The organism is Micromonospora sp. NPDC005252 (assembly GCF_042872475.1).
Classification (GTDB): Bacteria; Actinomycetota; Actinomycetes; order Mycobacteriales; family Micromonosporaceae; genus Micromonospora.
Window position 1 is genome coordinate 637284 of record NZ_JBIAKN010000001.1, and the last position, 15226, is coordinate 652509.

Consider the following 15226-nt stretch of genomic DNA (forward strand, 5'->3'; position numbering starts at 1 on the left):
CGACCACCCCCGCTGGACCCCGTTGATCATGAAGTTATTGCGCTGGGTGGCGGCGTGTCGTGGCAATAACTTCATGATCAACGGGATGCAGCCCGGGGTTGTGGGCCGTGGTGGGTTGTCGGCGGGCACGTACGATGGGGGGGTGACTGATCTCCGGACCGGCAAGCGCGTGCTCCTGGCCAAGCCCCGCGGCTACTGCGCGGGTGTTGATCGCGCCGTGCAGACCGTCGAGGAGGCGCTGAAGCTCTACGGCGCCCCGATCTACGTGCGCAAGCAGATCGTCCACAACAAGCACGTCGTGCAGACCCTGGAGGCCCAGGGCGCGATCTTCGTGGAAGAGAACGAGGAGGTGCCCGAGGGCGCCACAGTCATCTTCTCGGCGCACGGCGTGGCGCCCGAGGTCTACGAGCAGGCCCGGGAGCGCTCGCTGAAGGCCATCGACGCGACCTGCCCGCTGGTCACCAAGGTGCACCAGGAGGCGAAGCGCTTCGCCGCCGAGGACTACGACATTCTGCTGATCGGCCACGAGGGGCACGAGGAGGTCATCGGCACCGCCGGTGAGGCTCCCGCGCACATCCAGCTCGTGGACGGCCCGGACGGCGTCGACAAGGTCACCGTTCGCGACCCGGAGAAGGTCGTCTGGCTCTCCCAGACCACGCTCTCGGTGGACGAGACGCTGGAGACGGTCGCCCGGCTCAAGTCCCGGCTGCCGCTGCTCCAGTCCCCGCCCAGCGACGACATCTGCTACGCCACGTCCAACCGGCAGCACGTCGTCAAGGAGATCGCCCCCGAGTGCGACGTGGTGATCGTCGTCGGCTCGACGAACTCCTCAAACTCCGTCCGGCTGGTCGAGGTCGCCCTGGACGCCGGCGCCCGCGCCGGTCACCTGGTCGACTTCGCCCACGAGATCGACGACGCCTGGCTGACCGACGCCCGCACGGTCGGGGTGTCCTCCGGCGCGAGCGTCCCGGAGGACCTGGTCAACGACGTGCTGGCGCATCTGGCCGCACGCGGGTTCGCCGACGTCGAGGAGATCACCACCGCCAACGAGCGGCTGACCTTCTCGCTTCCGCAGGAGCTGAAGCGGGACATGAAGGCCGCCGCGACCCGCGGCTGAGCACGTTCGGGTGCCGGATCACGGCGGGCAGGCCGTGCCGCCGGTGGTCCAGCGCGCGGATCACTGTGGGAACGCCGCGTCGTCCCGGTGCGTCGAAGGCGGCATGAGGACCTTTCGGCTCGTCGTCCCCGCCCTGGTCGTCTGCGCGGCGCTGAGCGCCTGCGGGGGGACGGACGGCTCCACCACCCCCGGAGCGCCGTCGGCAACGGCTGGGCAACCCACCCCGGCGTCACCCAGCAGCCCCGCCCCGGCGATCACGCCCTCCCCGCCGCTCAAGTCGCCGGGCGGGCCCAGCGTCCCGCCACCGGTCGGCGCCACCGAACTCACCGGCACGATCACCGCCGGGGTCGAGCCGAACTGCCTGCTGCTCGACGGCTACCTGCTGGTGGGCGGCCCGCGGGACGTGCTGGCCGCCGGTGCCCGGGTCACCGTCACCGGCCGGGTGGAGACCGGCATGATGACCACCTGCCAGCAGGGCACGCCGTTCGTCGTCGAGAACGCCAACCGCAGCTAGCGACCTCGGCGCCCGCTCAGCGGTCAGCGGTCGGCGTCGTCCAGCAGCTCCGGCGCCTGCGGCTGGCGGGGGGTCAGCTCGACCTGGGCGGGGGCCGCCAGCTCGTCGTCCGAGACGCCCAGCTCGGCGAGCTTGCGGGCGCTGACCAGCACCCGCGCCTCCAGCGAACCGACCGCCCTGTTGTACGCGGTCACCGCGCCGGCCAGCGACGAGCCGAGCTTGCCCACGTGGTCACCGAGGGTGGAGAGCCGGCCGTACAGCTCCCGGGCGAGGGTGTGCACCGCCACCGCGTTGCGGGCCAGCGCCTCCTGCCGCCACGAGTAGGCCACCGTGCGGAGCAGGGCGACCAGGGTGGCCGGCGTGGCCAGCACCACGTTGCGGGCGAACGCGTGCTCCAACAGCGTCGGGTCGCGTTGGAGCGCGACGTCGAGGAACGGGTCGGCGGGCACGAACAGGACCACGAACTCGGGCGAGCTGTCGAACGCCGTCCAGTACGACTTGGCGGCCAGGGCGTCGACGTGCCCCCGCAGGTGTCGGGCGTGCGCGTCGAGGTGGGTGTCCCGGCCGCGCTCGTCGCGGGCCTCCATCGCGGTGAGGTACGCGTCGAACGGCGCCTTCGCGTCCACCACCACCGACCGGCCGCCGTGCAGGCGGACCACCAGATCCGGGCGGACGACCTGGTCGTCGGTGGCGGCGGTGACCTGCTCGGAGAAGTCGCAGTGCTCCAGCATGCCGGCCGCCTCGACGATCCGGCGCAGTTGGTGCTCGCCCCAGCGGCCCCGCACCTGCGGCGCGCGCAGCGCGGCGACCAGCTGCTTGGTCTCGGTGCGCAGCTCCCCGGAGACCGCGTTCATCGAGCGGACCTGCTCGCGCAGCTCGGCGTAGGCGTCGACCCGGTCGTGCTCCAGCTCGGCGACCCGCTGCTCGTAGCGGCGCAGGCTGTCGTGCAGCGGCGCCACGGCACGGGCCACCGCCTCCTGCGACTGCGCGGTGGCCTCGTAGCTCAACGCCCGCATGGACTGCTCCAGCCGCCCCTCGCCCTCGCGGGTCGCCGTCAGGGTGGCATCCAGCCTGGCGATGTCGGCCGCTGACCGGGACCGGGCCGCGAGCCAGCCCACCGCCCCGCCGGCACCGAGGCACACGATCACCACCAGCAGCGTCGAGACGTCCATCACCGGAGCTTGCCAGACGGGTACGACGTGACACCCGGGGGTACGTTCGATGACATGGAACTTGTGCTGTGCCTCGCGATCGTGCTGGTCGGCGCGCTCGGTGCCGCGGCGCTCATCCGCGCTCAGGGCACCGCCCGTCGGCGTACGGAGCTGGGCGACGCCCGCGCCGAGGCGCACCGCTGGTACGAGCGCCTCGGTGGTCAGCTGTTGACCCTCCAGGGCGACGAGCCGGCGGTCCGTCAGGCGTTGGCCGACGCCGGTGAGCGGTACAACGCGGCGGGTTCGCAGTTGGAGCAGGCGCGTACGCCGCACCAGTTCGCGCTCGCCCGGGAGACCGCGCTGGAGGGACTGGCGTACATCCGGGCGGCGCGGACCGCGCTGGGGATCGACCCCGGCCCCGAGGTGCCGGCGCTGGCCGCCGCGCGGGGCGTCGGGCAGCTCACCAAGGAGCGCGAGGTCGATGTGCAGGGGCAGACCTTCCGGGCCGGCCCGCAGCCCGGTCGGCAGACGCCCTACTACTACCCCGGTGGCCGCTACCAGGGTCGGCCGGTGCCGGCGGGCTGGTATTCGACGCCGTGGTGGAAGACCGCGTTGGGCGCGGGGGCCGGTGTGCTCGGCGGCATGTTGATCGCCGACGCGCTGTTCTCGCCGGCCTTCGCCGACCCGGGATACGGGTACGACGAGGGCTACCAGGAGGGCTTCGGCGACGGCGCCGACTACGCCGACGGCCAGGGCGGCGACGCCGACGGCCAGGGCGGCGACGCCGGCGACCAGGGTGGCGACTACGGCGACCAGGGCGGCGACTTCGGTGGCGCCGACCAGGCGGGCGACTTCGGCGGCGGTGACTATGCCGCCGGTGACTTCGGCGGCGGTGACTTCGGCGGCGGTGACTTCGGCGGCGGTGACTTCGGTGGTGGCGACTTCGGCGGCGGCGACTTCGGCGGCGGCGACTGGTGAGCGCCGAGGGCGCTGACTGGGTGCGGCGCGAAGCTGACTCATGAAAACTGCTGACGGACATGCGCAACGGGCCCCGGTCGTGGCGACCGGGGCCCGTTGCCGTGCTGCCTGATCAGCCGGTGTTGCGCATGCCGGCGGCGATGCCGTTCACCGTGGTGAGCAGCGCCCGCTCCAGGGCCGTGCCGTCGCTCGGGGCGCGTCGGCCACCCGGGGCGGTGGCCACCGCACGGCCGGCCGCGCCGGATTCCCGGTACTGCCGCAGCAGCGCCACCTGAAGGTGGTGCAGCGGCTCCAGGTAGGTGTCCCGGACGGCCAGGGTGCGCTGGAGCACCGGCGAGTTCTCCAGCAGGGCGGGGGAGGCGGTCACCGCCAGCACCTCGCGCTTGGTCAGCTCGTACTCCCGCTCGATCTGCTCGAAGATCGGGTGCAGCTTCTTCGGCACGAGGGTCTCGACGTACCGGCGGGCGATGCTGAGGTCGGTCTTGGTCAGCATCATCTCGACGTTCGACAGGAACGTGCGGAAGAAGTGCCAGTTACGGTGCATCTCGGCGAGCACGTCCGCCAGACCGGCCTCCCGGGCGGCGGCCAGGCCGGAGCCGACGCCGAACCAGCCCGGCACGATCTGCCGGGTCTGCGTCCAGCCGAACACCCACGGGATGGCCCGCAGCCCGGACAGCCCGGCGCCGGTGTTGGGGCGCTTCGCCGGCCGGGAGCCGATGTTCAACGCGCCGAGCAGCTCGGTGGGGGTGGACGCCCAGAAGTACGCCGGCAGGTCCGGGTCCTCGACGAGCGACCGGTACGACCGGAACGCCGACTCGGAGACCACGTCCATTGTCGCGTCCCAGCGTTCCAGCATCTCGGCCGGCTGCCGGGGCGCGGTGTGCAGGAGCGTCGCCTGGAGCACCGCGGCGAGGGTCAGCTCCAGGTTCTCCCGCGCCAGCGAGGGCAGGGTGTACTTGTCGGAGATCACCTCGCCCTGCTCGGTCACCTTGATCGCGCCGTCCAGCGTGCCGTACGGCTGCGCCAGGATCGCCTCGTGCGTCGGGCCGCCACCGCGTCCGACCGTGCCGCCGCGACCGTGGAACAGCCGCAGGCGTACGCCGTGCCGGGCGGCCACGTCGCGCAGCGCGCGCTGGGCCCGGTGGATCGACCACTGGCTGGTGGTGATCCCGGCCTCCTTGTTGGAGTCGGAGTAGCCGAGCATGACCTCCTGCACGTCGCCCCGGGCCGCGACGAGCGCCCGGTACGCGGGCAGCGACAGCAGCTCGTCGAGGATCTCGCCGCCGGCGTTCAGCTCGCCCGGGGTCTCCAGCAGCGGCACGAAACCGATCCGGGCCCGGCCGCTGTGCACGTCGACCAGCCCGGCCTCGCGGGCGAGCACCACGGCGGCGAGCACGTCGTCCACGCCGAGGGTCATCGAGATGATGTACGACTCGATCACCTCGGTGCCGAACCGGTCCTGCGCCTCGCGGATCGTGCTGAACACATCGAACGTCTTGCGGGCCGGCTCGGTCAGCGGGGTGTCCAGGGTGGACAGCGGCCGGCGGCCGGTCAGCTCGTCGGCGAGCAGCTTGGTGCGCTCCAACCGGCTCAACGCCGGGTAGTCGGACACCTCGCCGACGGCCTCGTACAGCTGGGCGAGCACCGCGTGGTGCGCCTCGGCGTGCTCCCGGACGTCCATGGTCGCGAGGTGCAGGCCGAACGCGGAGACCGTCCGGATGGTGGAGGCCAGCCGGCCGACGGCGGTGAGCTGCCCGGAGTTGCGGGCCAGCGAGGCGCGCAGCAGGTCCAGGTCGGCGATCAGCTCGGCGGAGCCGCGGTAGTCGCGGCCCGGGACGTGGGCGGTGCCCTGGCGGAGCCGCTGCCGGGTGTTGGCCAGCTTCGCCTTCACGCAGCGTGCCTTGAGCCGGTACGGCTCCTCGGCGTTGACCCGACGGAACCGGGGGGCCACCTCGGGCAGCGCGTCGAGGTCGGCGGCGAGGCTGGCGGAGAGGTCAAGCGACACCCCACGCAGTCGGCGGGACACCGAGACCTCGTTGATCAGGTGGTCCATCGCCTTCTCGGTGGCCGCGATTCCGTGCTCGTGCTGAATGGTCAGCACCTCGCGGGTGACCGCCGGGGTGACGAACGGGTTGCCGTCCCGGTCGCCGCCGATCCAGGTGCCGAAGCTCAGCGGGCGGGCCGTCGGCGACGTCTCCACGCCGAGGGTGCGCAGCGTGTCGGCCAGGTCGTCGAGCACCTGCGGGGCGGCCTCGGCGTACAGGTCGCGCAGGTAGTAGATGGCGTTGCGGGCCTCGTCGGTCGGGTCGGGCCGGTCGAGCCGCAGCTCGTCGGTCTGCCACATCAGGTCCAGCAACTCGGCCAGCCGGCGGTTGGCCGGGCCCTCGTCGCTGGCGCCGTAGAGGATCGCGTTGGCGGTCTCGGTGTCCAGCTCGTCGGCGATGGCCCGCAGCTTGGACAGGATCGAGCGGCGGGCCGCCTCGGTCGGGTGGGCGGTGAAGACCGGCCGGACCGCCAGCCGGCGGGCCGCGGCGGCGATCTCCTCGGCCGGCACCCCCCGCTCGGCGATCATCTTCGCCGCCTGGTCCAGCCAACCGCCCTGCACGGCGCGGCGGCGACGCAGGTCCCGAGCGCGGTGCACCTGTTCGGTGATGTTGGCCAGGTGGAAGTAGGTGGAGAAGGCGCGGGCCAGCTTGGTGCCGGTGGTCACGTCGAGCCCGCCGAGCCGCTGGGCGGCGGCCGGGACGTCGGAGCGGACCTGGGCGCGGATCTCCTCGACGAGGTCGAGCAGCGGGCGGCCCTCCTGGCGGGCCAGGGTCTGGCCGAGGAGGGTGCCGAGTCGGCGGATGTCAGCGCGCAGCGCGGCGTCCGGGCCGTCGTGGTCGTGCTGGTCGGTCACGATGCGCTCCTTACGTGAGTACGAAGGACAGCGCTGTCCGACTCCCTGGATGGTATCCGCGTCGGGCCGGCTGGCAGGAGGGGCTCTCCGCATGCCGTGCCGTGACACGGAACACCTCGGAGATCACTTCAGGGCCTTGCGCGGTCGGTCGCCCGGCGGCCCCGCACCCGGGTCGCGCCGAGCAGGGCGGCCAGCGCGAGCACCGCCCAGAGCACCAGACCGGTCACCGGCCAGCCGATCGAGCGTCGGTCGAAGTACACGGCCGATTTGATCAGGTCGGTGGCCAGGCCGGGCACGTTCCACCGGTGCATTCCGCGCAGCCAGGTGGGCAGGAACTCGGGGGCGTAGATGCCACCGGAGCCCGGGTTGCCGAGCACCACCAGCAACAGGATGACCAGCCCGGTGCCGAGCACGCCCAGCCAGCCCTGGACCGCGGCGGCGACCATCGCGGCGGCGAAGGCGGCCAGCATGCCGACACCGGCGACGGCCGGCAGGTCGTGGTGCCAGACGTCCAGCACCGGGCCGACGATCACCGCCCCGACGATGCCGAGCGCCACGCTGTAGACGGCGAGCGCCCCGATGCGCAGTCCGGCGCGGCGCAGGGTGCGCGGGGCGGTGCCGGCGGAGATGCCGAGCACGGTCGAGGCCAGGTATCCGCCGAGGACGTACCCGATGGCCAGGTAGAAGGGGACCAGGCCGCGGGGGTCGGTGCCGGCGACCGGCACCTCGTCGGTCACCCGCAACGGCAGTCCGGCCTGTTGGGCGGCGCTGGTGAGCACCTGGATGACCAGGTCGGTGGCGGACGGTGCGCTGGCGCTGGCGGTGGTGAGGACGAGGCCGCCGTCGGGGGCGGAGCTGAGCACCGCGTACACCTCGCGGCCGGTCAGGCCGTCGTCGGCGGCGCCCGGGTCGGCGTACTCGATGGCTTTGATCTTGTTGGTCCGGTCACGGACGGCGGCCAGGACCGTGCGCGCGGGCTGGTCGCTCGTCGCCACCCCGACCGGCACGTCCCGGGGGTGCGGCTGGTGCAGGGCGCCGACGTACGCGGCGATGAAGGCGGCGGCCAGCGCGAGGGTGCCGAGCAGCAGGCCTGCGGTGCGGGGGAGCCAGTCGCGTACCCGGACCTCCGGCGCCTCGTCCACCACGTCAGCCTAGGGCGACATTCAACCTGTTTGCGGCATTTCCCGGCGAGCGGCGAAGGTGAGCAATTTTCTTCAAGACCGTCCGGGGTGCCTCTCGCAAGGATGGTCCCCGTTGGTCCGGAAGCCACCCGTCCGGGGTGGCCGGATCGGGGCACGCGGGCCTGTTCGGGGAGGTCCGACGCCTGGGCCGGACCTGTCGCGGGCCGCTTCGTGCGCGCCTGGAGGAGCGCCCCAGGACGATCTTGTGCCGGTCCTCCGCGACCGTCTCCGTCCAGCCGTGGTTCTCCACGATGCAGCGCACCTGGTAGATCAGCATTCCGTCCGGATGCCCCAGCACCCGCCACCGGGCGGGCGTTGTGCGGCGACGCGGATCACTGCCGACTCCCTCAGCGGGCATCGTCCCCCCTTGGCGCGGCGACCTTGTCACTACCCGGCCCGATTCTGGTCACTCGCCAACCCCTGGTCCACCCCGAGCGGCGGATCGCTCCGACCCGGCTCTGCGGGTCTGTCCGGCCGGTGCCGGCCGACCTGGGCCGGTTCGGTCGCCAGGCTCGTCGGCTGGGGTCCGCGGGTCGGAGAGTTGGCGTGGATCAGGGATTGACGACGGCGAAGGCGCGGACCGGGAAGGTGCCCATGCCGGCCACCATCGGTGGGGCCGCGGTGAAGCGGAACCCGCTCGGCGGCAGCGCCCCGAGGCCGGTCAGGTGCTCCACGATCGGGACACCGGCGGCGAGCAGGGTGCTGTGCGCGGGGCGTACGCCTCCGGCCGCCGGGCTCATGTCGTCGATGTTGATCGAGTCGATGCCGACCAGGGCCGCGCCGGCGTCGACCAGCGACTGGGCGGCGTCCCCGGTCAGGTACGGCGCCTCCGGCCCGCCGTACCGCTCGGTGCCGAAGTGCGCATCCCACCCGGTGTGCAGCAGCACCGCGCGCCCGGCCACCTCGTACGGGGCCAGCATCAGCCGGTCCACGGCTCGGGTGCCGGCCGGTACGCGGACCAGCACCCCGGGCAGGTCGGCGAGGCGGTCCAGCGACACCCCGGTCAGGTCGTCGCCGCCCGACCAGCGGTGGGCGGGAGTGTCCACGTACGTGCCGGTGTTGGCGATCATGTCGATCCGGGCCACGTGGAACTCGGTGCCCGGCGCGTACCGCTCGCGGGATGCCGCGAAGGTCAACCAGTCGGTGAGTCGAGGAGCGGGCCACCCCGGCAGGGTGGTCATCCCGTCGCGGATCACGTGGCTCAGCTCGACCAGCCGGCGATCGGTGCCGGAGGCGTCGACGCCCCGGCCGCCCTTGTGCGGCTCCTCGATGATCGTCTTCGCGCTGATCCGGACCTCGGCGACCATCAGCAGCCCGAGGTGCCGGACGAACAACGCCGCCAGATCGTCGTCGGTGATCTCCCGACCCGGAATGTCCAGCCGGAAGCCCTCGGTGCGCAGCCCGCCGCCGTTGGCGAAGCTCACCTCCGCGTCGAACTGTGCGCGCCACTGCTCACCCATCCCGAAACCCGACCACGCCTGCCGGCGGCGGTCAAGATCTTTCCCGTTTCCGACCGCCTCGGGCCCGGTCAGCGCTCGCCCGCCGCCCTCTGCGGCAAGATCCGCACAACATCAGGGAAGTTGCTGCCTCCCACGCCCCGGAAGCAACTTCCGGGAAGTTGCGTGGATCTTGGGACGAGGGGTGGCCTGCGCGGGAGCGGACCCGGGCCGGGGTGCGGACCCGGGCCGGGGGTGCGCGGCGCGGGGCGACGCGACCTGGGCGGAACGGGGTGGCTGTCAGTGCACGGGGATAGGCTTGTTGGCGTGCACCCCCCGTCCGGCTGGACGAGGGGCCGCCGTGGTGTGCGCCGACTCCCCTGGAAGGATCCCCTTGCTCACCGGTCTGTTCTCCGCCGCCCTGGCCGACCCCGGGCTGACCCGGGCGCGTGACCTGGCGCGCTCCGGTGCCGCCCAGGTCGACGGCCTCGACATCACCGCTCCGGCTGCGCTGCGCCCGTTCGCGGTGGCCGCCGTCGCGGCCGACCCCGACGGCGCCGGTGGCGGGGCCGGGCGACCCGTGCTGGCGGTGACCGCCACCACCCGGGAGGCCGACGACCTGGCCGCCGCGCTGGGTGCGCTGCTGCCGCCGGAGCAGGTGGTGGTCTTCCCCTCCTGGGAGACGCTGCCGCACGAGCGGCTCTCTCCCCGCTCCGACACGGTGGGCCGCCGGCTGGCCGTGCTGCGCCGCCTCGCGCACCCCGAGTCGACCGACGCGCACGGCGGCACCGGGCCGCTGCGGGTGGTCGTGGCACCCGTCCGTTCGCTGCTGCAACCGCAGCTCAAGGGGCTCGGTGACCTGGAGCCGGTGCAGCTCGCCGCCGGCGAGGAGGCGGACCTGGAGGAGGTCGCCCGCCGGCTGACCGACATGGCGTACGCCCGCGTCGACCTGGTCACCAAGCGCGGCGAGTTCGCGGTGCGCGGCGGCATCCTGGACGTCTTCCCGCCCACCGACGAGCACCCGTCCCGGGTCGAGTTCTGGGGCGACGAGGTGGAGGAGATCCGCACCTTCGCCGTCGCCGACCAGCGGACCATCGAGCAGGTTCCGCTGCTCTGGGCGCCGCCCTGCCGCGAGTTGCTGCTCACCCCGGCGGTCCGTGAGCGGGCCGCCGCGCTGGCCGAGCAGCACCCCGAGCTGGCCGAGATCCTGGACAAGCTGGCCGAGGGCATCCCGGTGGAGGGGATGGAGTCGCTGGCCCCGGTGCTGGTCGGCCCCGACTCGCTGGAGCTGCTGCTGGACGCCATGCCGGCCGGCACCCACGTCCTGCTGTGCGACCCGGAGCGCATCCGCACGAGGGCGCACGACCTGGTGCGTACCTCGGAGGAGTTCTTGCAGGCCAGCTGGGCCGCCGCCGCGGTCGGTGGCCAGGCCCCGGTGGACGTCGGCGCCGCCGCCTTCCGCACCCTGGGCGAGGTCCGCGCCACCGCCGCCGACCTCGGCCAGCCGTGGTGGACGCTGTCCCCGTTCGGTCTGGGTGAAGCCGAGACGGCGCAGGCGCGCCAGCCCTGGGAGGACGCGCCCGAGCAGGCCGTGGTCACCCCGGACGACGCCATCGCGGTGACCCTCGCCGCGCAGCCGGCGCCGCTCTACCACGGCGAGACCGCGCGGGTGGTCGACGACCTCAAGCGCTGGGCCGGCGAGGGCTGGTCGATCGCGCTGGTCTTCGAGGGCCACGGCCCCGCCCAGCGGGCGGTGGAGGTGCTACGCGACGCCGGGCTGGGCGCCCGGCTGACCGAGGAGGTGCCGACCGCGCCCGCCCCCGGCGAGCTGGTCGTCTCCTGCGGCGCGCTGGGCAGTGGGTTCGTCGACGAGGCGTCCCGTTTCGTGCTGCTCACCGGCAACGACGTCACCGGCGGTCGGGGCACCTCGACGCGCGACATGCGCAAGATGCCGAGCCGTCGGCGCAACACCATCGACCCGCTGGAGCTCAAGGCCGGCGACTTCGTGGTGCACGAGCAGCACGGCATCGGCCGGTACGTCGAGCTGGTGCAGCGCACCGTCAACGGCGCCAGCCGGGAATACCTGGTCATCGAGTACGCGGCCAGCAAGCGTGGCCAGCCCGGCGACCGGCTGTTCGTCCCGACCGACCAGCTCGACCAGCTCTCCCGCTACGTGGGCGGCGAGCAGCCGACGCTGCACAAGATGGGCGGCTCGGACTGGCAGAAGTCCAAGGCGCGGGCTCGCAAGGCGGTCCGGGAGATCGCCGCGCAGCTCATCCAGCTGTACGCCGCCCGCAAGGCGTCAAAGGGCCACTCGTTCGGCCCGGACACCCCGTGGCAGCGGGAGTTGGAGGACGCGTTCCCGTGGCAGGAGACGCCGGACCAGCTCGCCGCGATCGACGAGGTCAAGCGGGACATGGAACAGACCGTCCCGATGGACCGGCTGATCTGCGGCGACGTCGGCTACGGCAAGACCGAGATCGCGGTCCGGGCGGCGTTCAAGGCCGTGCAGGACGGCAAGCAGGTGGCGGTGCTGGTGCCGACGACGCTGCTGGTGCAGCAGCACTACAACACGTTCGCCGAGCGGATGAGCCAGTTCCCGGTGCAGATCCGGCAGCTGTCGCGGTTCCAGACCCCGAAGGAGACCGAGCGGACGCTGGAGATGGTCGCCGACGGCACCGTCGACATCGTCATCGGCACCCACCGGCTGCTCCAGACCGCGACCCGGTTCAAGCAGCTCGGTCTGGTGATCGTCGACGAGGAGCAGCGGTTCGGCGTCGAGCACAAGGAGCACCTCAAGACGCTGCGGGCCTCGGTCGACGTGCTGAGCATGTCGGCCACCCCGATCCCGCGCACCCTGGAGATGGCGATCACCGGCATCCGGGAGATGTCCACCATCGCCACCCCGCCGGAGGAGCGGCACCCGGTGCTCACCTTCGTCGGCGCGCAGGACGACCGGCAGGTCGCCGCGTCCATCCACCGTGAGCTGCTTCGCGACGGGCAGGTCTTCTACCTGCACAACCGGGTCGAGTCGATCGACCGGGCGGCACGGCGGCTGCGGGAACTGGTCCCCGAGGCGCGGGTCGCGGTGGCGCACGGCCAGATGGGCGAGGAAGCCCTGGAGAAGGTCATGGTCGGCTTCTGGGAGAAGGAGTTCGACGTCCTGGTCTGCACCACGATCGTCGAGTCGGGCATCGACATCCCGAACGCCAACACCCTGATCGTGGAGCGGGCCGACCTGCTCGGTCTGGCCCAGTTGCACCAGATCCGCGGCCGGGTCGGCCGGGGTCGGGAGCGGGCGTACGCCTACTTCCTCTACCCGCCGGAGAAGCCGCTCACCGAGCACGCCCACGAGCGGCTGGCCACCATCGCGCAGCACACCGAGCTGGGCGCCGGCATGTACGTGGCCATGAAGGACCTGGAGATCCGGGGCGCCGGCAACCTGCTCGGCGGCGAGCAGTCGGGGCACATCGAGGGCGTCGGCTTCGACCTGTACGTGCGCATGGTCGGCGAGGCCGTCTCCGCGTTCAAGGGTGAGCGGCCGGAGGAGGAGGCCGACGTCAAGATCGACCTGCCGATCGACGCCCACCTGCCGCACGACTACGTGAGTGTGGAGCGGCTGCGCCTGGAGATGTACCGCAAGCTCGCCGAGGCACGCGACGAGGAGCGTCTGCGCGAGGTCGTCGCCGAGATGACCGACCGGTACGGCGAGCCGCCGGCCCCGGTGCAGAACCTGGTGGCGGTGGCCCGGTTCCGCCTGCTGGCCCGCCGGTACGGCCTGAGCGACGTGACCATGCAGGGCAAGCACATCCGGTTCGGGCCGCTGCCGCTGCCCGACTCGAAGCAGATGCGGCTCAAGCGCTACCACCCGGACGCCGTCTACAAGCAGGCCACCGACCAGGTCAGCGTGCCCCGACCGACCACCCGTCGGATCGGCGGCGAGCCGCTGCGTGACCAGGCGCTGCTCGAGTGGTGCGCGCAATTGCTCTCCGACGTGCTGGGCGCCCCCGCCCCGCTGGTCGCCGCGGCCGGGTGAGCACGGCGCTTCCGTCGTACCCCCAGGTGCGGGTGCGTCGGAGTCGCCGTGCCGAGCGCGCGGGTGGAGGTGGGGGGCGTCACAGCGCCCGGTGATGGCGTGAGAGAGTGACGGTCATGCGTGCTCGCCGTCTTGTCGCCGTCGCCACCGTGGCGGTCGGCATCGTCGCCCTCTCCGGTTGCCGTGCCGAGCCCGGTGTCGCCGCCTACGTCGGGGATCACCGCATCACCCAGGATGCGGTCACCGCCATGCTGGACGACCTGCGGGCGAAGAACCCGACGCCCCCCGCGGAGGACCCGTCCGCCGCCGCGCAGCCGCGGCTGCCCGGCCCGGCCGAGGTGGCCAGCGTGCTGGTGCTCGGCGAGGTGTGCGGGCGGGTGTCCAAGGAGAAGAACTACCAGCCGCGCGCCCAGGTGTCGCCCGAGCAGGCCGCCCAGCAGTTCGGGCTCTCGCCCGACACCCGGTACGTGCGCTCGGTCGCCGAGCTCTACACCTGCCTGTCCGGGGTGCCGTCCGGCGAGGCGGTCGCCCCGACCGACAAGGAGTTGGCCGACGTGGTCGCGGCGGGTCGCAAGGCCGCCAAGATCCCGGCAAACGTGAGCGACGAGGACGCCGCCCGTCAGCTCGACGGCGAGCAGTCGCGCGACCAGTTGCGCGCCGCGCTCGCGACCCGCAGGTCGCTGGTCGAGGCGGTCGAGAGTCACGACGTGACCGTCAACCCCCGGTACCGGCCGCTGGAGTTCCCGGTGCTGACCTTCGAGGGCAACGCTCCCGCGGTGAGCGTGCCGCTGGGCGAGGCGGGCTCCGGAACGGTCACCGACGTCTCCACCCCGGACGCGGTGCCGTCGAGCGCGAACCCGGACGCCGAGGGCACGGCCAGCTGAGCATGACGGCACGGATCGTCCTGCTGGTCACCTCACCCCGGTTGCCGGCCGGCCTGCTGACCTCGGCCGCCTGGGACGCCGTACGCCAGCATCCGGTCCTGGCCGGCGCGGAGAGCGAGTTGACCACGGCCGTGCGCCAGGCGGGCGCCGAGGTGAGGATCGTGGACGGCCCGGCGACGCAGCCCCTGCTCGACACGGTCGCGGCGCACGGCACGGCGGTCTGGTTGGCCGGCCCGGCCGGCGACGAGGCCCTGGCCCGGGAGCTGGGTCTGCGGCTGGCCCGGGAGCCCGGGCTTGCCGAGTTGGAGCTGATGTACGGCTCGTGGGACCCGCCGGGGGCCCGGCTGCTCGACGCGGTGGCCGTGCTGGACCGGCTGGCCTCGCCGGGCGGCGACCCGTGGAAACGGGCGCAGACGCACCGCAGCCTCGCGGGCTACCTGCTGGAGGAGAGCTACGAGGCGTACGACGCGATGGTCGCGGACGACACCGACTCGCTACGTGAGGAGTTGGGCGACGTGCTGCTGCAGGTGGTCCTGCATGCCCGGCTCGCCGAGGAGCTGCCCGAGGGCGAGCGGTGGACCATCGACGACGTGGCGGGTGGCCTGGTCGACAAGATGATCCGGCGCAATCCGCACGTCTTCGCCGGCGCCGAGGCGGGCACGCTGGAGGAGATCACCGCCAACTGGGAGCGGATCAAGCGGGTCGAGAAGGCGCGCGATTCCGTCCTGGACGGTGTGGCGCTGAGCCAACCCGCCCTGGCCCTGGCCGCGCAGATCCTGGAACGCGCCACCCGCAACGGCATCGAGGTCCCACCTCCGCTGGCCGCCACGCAGGTGGACGCCGAAGCGAGACTGGGCGCGAGCCTGCTGGCAACCGTCGTCGCGGCCCGCGAGGCGGGTATCGACCCCGAAGCGGCCCTCCGCCGGGCCACCCTGGCCTACGCCCAAGCCGTCCGAGCCGCCGAAACCCAGCCCGCACCCCCACCCCCACCCGTCGACCCGCGGTGATCAAGAGGTTCGCGTCAGGATCC

10 protein-coding genes are annotated in these 15226 nt (G+C 73.0%); 6 read left to right on the plus strand and 4 right to left on the minus strand.

The window, feature by feature from the left end:
• Window positions 1-85 precede the first annotated feature (85 nt).
• Window positions 86-1117 (plus strand): 4-hydroxy-3-methylbut-2-enyl diphosphate reductase, encoded by a 1032-nt coding sequence (locus ACFYPH_RS03125; protein ID WP_387178473.1) that lies wholly within the window; start codon window positions 86-88, stop codon window positions 1115-1117.
• A gap of 103 nt (window positions 1118-1220) precedes the next feature.
• Entirely contained in the window at window positions 1221-1631 is a 411-nt protein-coding gene (locus tag ACFYPH_RS03130) for a hypothetical protein (RefSeq protein WP_387178476.1), read from the plus strand.
• 23 nt (window positions 1632-1654) lie between these two features.
• On the opposite strand, the gene ACFYPH_RS03135 is transcribed toward ACFYPH_RS03130, so the two are convergent.
• Window positions 1655-2803, minus strand: coding sequence for a DNA recombination protein RmuC (locus ACFYPH_RS03135; protein WP_355062944.1), 1149 nt, complete (start codon window positions 2801-2803; stop codon window positions 1655-1657).
• A 54-nt stretch (window positions 2804-2857) separates the two neighbouring features.
• On the opposite strand from ACFYPH_RS03135, the gene ACFYPH_RS03140 reads away from it, so the two are divergent.
• Window positions 2858-3760 carry a hypothetical protein gene (locus tag ACFYPH_RS03140; protein WP_387178479.1) on the plus strand — a complete coding sequence of 301 codons (903 nt, stop codon included), beginning with the start codon at window positions 2858-2860 and terminating at the stop codon, window positions 3758-3760.
• A gap of 112 nt (window positions 3761-3872) precedes the next feature.
• Here the strand turns inward: ACFYPH_RS03140 and ppc are convergent, their stop codons facing one another.
• The 3 genes from ppc to ACFYPH_RS03155 all read right to left on the minus strand — a co-directional run bounded on the left by ppc (window position 3873) and on the right by ACFYPH_RS03155 (window position 9300).
• On the minus strand, window positions 3873-6659 hold the full coding sequence (gene ppc / locus ACFYPH_RS03145; protein ID WP_354854130.1) for a phosphoenolpyruvate carboxylase: 2787 nt from the start codon (window positions 6657-6659) through the stop codon (window positions 3873-3875).
• A 128-nt stretch (window positions 6660-6787) separates the two neighbouring features.
• Entirely contained in the window at window positions 6788-7801 is a 1014-nt protein-coding gene (locus ACFYPH_RS03150; protein ID WP_355062948.1) for a hypothetical protein, read from the minus strand.
• 590 nt (window positions 7802-8391) lie between these two features.
• Window positions 8392-9300 carry a cyclase family protein gene (locus ACFYPH_RS03155; protein ID WP_355062949.1) on the minus strand — a complete coding sequence of 303 codons (909 nt, stop codon included), beginning with the start codon at window positions 9298-9300 and terminating at the stop codon, window positions 8392-8394.
• Window positions 9301-9670: 370 nt separating this feature from the next.
• Here ACFYPH_RS03155 and mfd point away from each other — a divergent pair, with 370 nt between their 5' ends.
• The 3 genes from mfd (at window position 9671) to ACFYPH_RS03170 (ending at window position 15203) form a co-directional block, all read left to right on the plus strand.
• Window positions 9671-13312 carry a transcription-repair coupling factor gene (gene mfd / locus ACFYPH_RS03160; protein ID WP_387178482.1) on the plus strand — a complete coding sequence of 1214 codons (3642 nt, stop codon included), beginning with the start codon at window positions 9671-9673 and terminating at the stop codon, window positions 13310-13312.
• A gap of 116 nt (window positions 13313-13428) precedes the next feature.
• The gene (locus ACFYPH_RS03165) at window positions 13429-14196 is read left to right on the plus strand and encodes a hypothetical protein (RefSeq protein WP_355132831.1); all 768 of its coding nucleotides are present in this window, start codon (window positions 13429-13431) and stop codon (window positions 14194-14196) included.
• 2 nt (window positions 14197-14198) lie between these two features.
• The gene (locus ACFYPH_RS03170; RefSeq protein ID WP_354854139.1) at window positions 14199-15203 is read left to right on the plus strand and encodes a nucleoside triphosphate pyrophosphohydrolase; all 1005 of its coding nucleotides are present in this window, start codon (window positions 14199-14201) and stop codon (window positions 15201-15203) included.
• Window positions 15204-15226 lie beyond the last annotated feature (23 nt).

What these genes read in the sequence shown, in the direction of transcription:
- ACFYPH_RS03125 (WP_387178473.1), top strand. Translation starts at nt 86, where the DNA reads ATGCAGCCCGGGGTTGTGGGCCGTGGTGGGTTGTCGGCGGGCACGTAC.
- ACFYPH_RS03130 (WP_387178476.1), top strand. Translation starts at nt 1,221, where the DNA reads ATGAGGACCTTTCGGCTCGTCGTCCCCGCCCTGGTCGTCTGCGCGGCG.
- ACFYPH_RS03135 (WP_355062944.1), bottom strand. Translation starts at nt 2,803, where the DNA reads ATGGACGTCTCGACGCTGCTGGTGGTGATCGTGTGCCTCGGTGCCGGC.
- ACFYPH_RS03140 (WP_387178479.1), top strand. Translation starts at nt 2,858, where the DNA reads ATGGAACTTGTGCTGTGCCTCGCGATCGTGCTGGTCGGCGCGCTCGGT.
- ACFYPH_RS03155 (WP_355062949.1), bottom strand. Translation starts at nt 9,300, where the DNA reads ATGGGTGAGCAGTGGCGCGCACAGTTCGACGCGGAGGTGAGCTTCGCC.
- ACFYPH_RS03165 (WP_355132831.1), top strand. Translation starts at nt 13,429, where the DNA reads ATGCGTGCTCGCCGTCTTGTCGCCGTCGCCACCGTGGCGGTCGGCATC.
- ACFYPH_RS03170 (WP_354854139.1), top strand. Translation starts at nt 14,199, where the DNA reads ATGACGGCACGGATCGTCCTGCTGGTCACCTCACCCCGGTTGCCGGCC.